Below are 1,037 nucleotides of genomic sequence, written 5' to 3' on the forward strand. Positions count from 1 at the left end.
CCTGCTCGGCGCCGTAGCGCAGGGCGGCGAGCTGGCCGACGCCGCCCTCGCCGCCCCCCTCCGCCTGGCCGCTGGCCGGCTCGCCGCCCTCGGAGGGCGCCACGCGGATCCGCTGGATGGCGTTCCCCGCGCCGCTCTCCTGGGTCGAGAGGACCAGCCGCGGCCCCTCGCCGTCGTCGACGATGGAGGCGCGCACCCCGTCGGCCTGCTCGTTGATGGCGTCGCGGACGCCGGACAGGGTCGACTGCTCCTCGCCGATGCGCACCCTCTGCTCCTCGCCCCGGCCGTCGACCAGGGTCAGCCGCCCCGTGCCCAGGGCCTCGGAGCGCTCCTCGAAGGCCCCGCTCGGCGTGGCGAGCCGCTGCCCCTGGGCGAGCTGCTCGACCCGGACGGTGTGCTGCCCCGGCAGCGCATCGTCTTGGGCGGAGAGCGAGGCGACGCTGCTGTCGCTCGACTCGGCCTTGACCCCGGAGTAGGCCCCCGCCTCGCCGAGCCCCTTGACCGCGTCGCGGAACTGGCTCATGGCGCTGCGCATCTTGCCGAGCCCCGAGAGCTCCTGCTGGACCTCCTGCTTGCGCTGGTTGAGGCGCTTCTCGGTGGGGGCCCGCTCCGCCTGGACCAGGTCCTGGACCATCTGCTTGGTGTTGGTGCCCGCGCCAACACCCATCTTGCTGATCATGTCGGGCATTTGATCCAGGGGCGAGGCCATGTGGGCTCCTCCTGTGGGCTGGTGCCTACGCTTGGTCGTTGAACAGCAGCCCGCGGACCTCTTCCATGCGCTCGGCGAGCTCGAGCATCTCCTCGGGCGGAATCTTGCGGACCACCTCGTCGGTGCCGCTGACGTAGACCGTCACCACCGTGCGGCCCGTCTCCTCATCGACCTGGAACTCCAGCTCGCGGCCGATGCGCCGGCTCACGTCCTCCAGGCGCTCGACGGCCTTGGCGAGGGCCTCCGGATCCTCCGCCCGGTGGCGCTCCAGCGGGGTCAGGGACTCGATCGTCTCCCGGGTGTACTTCCCCTCGGCCCCCCTGCCGGC

2 protein-coding genes are annotated in these 1,037 nt (G+C 72.8%); both read right to left on the reverse strand.

Annotated features, from left to right (window positions below; genetic code table 11):
* Positions 1–709 (reverse strand): flagellar filament capping protein FliD (gene fliD, locus CKO13_RS12315; RefSeq protein ID WP_274600699.1); only part of this gene is annotated, 709 nt, incomplete at its 3' end.
* 25 nt (positions 710–734) lie between these two features.
* The coding region (locus CKO13_RS12320) for a flagellar protein FlaG (RefSeq protein ID WP_242468043.1) at positions 735–1,037 on the reverse strand (303 nt) is incomplete at its 5' end.

The sequence above is a fragment of the Halorhodospira neutriphila genome (genome assembly GCF_016584055.1).
In the GTDB taxonomy this organism is placed as follows: Bacteria; Pseudomonadota; Gammaproteobacteria; order Nitrococcales; family Halorhodospiraceae; genus Halorhodospira; species Halorhodospira neutriphila.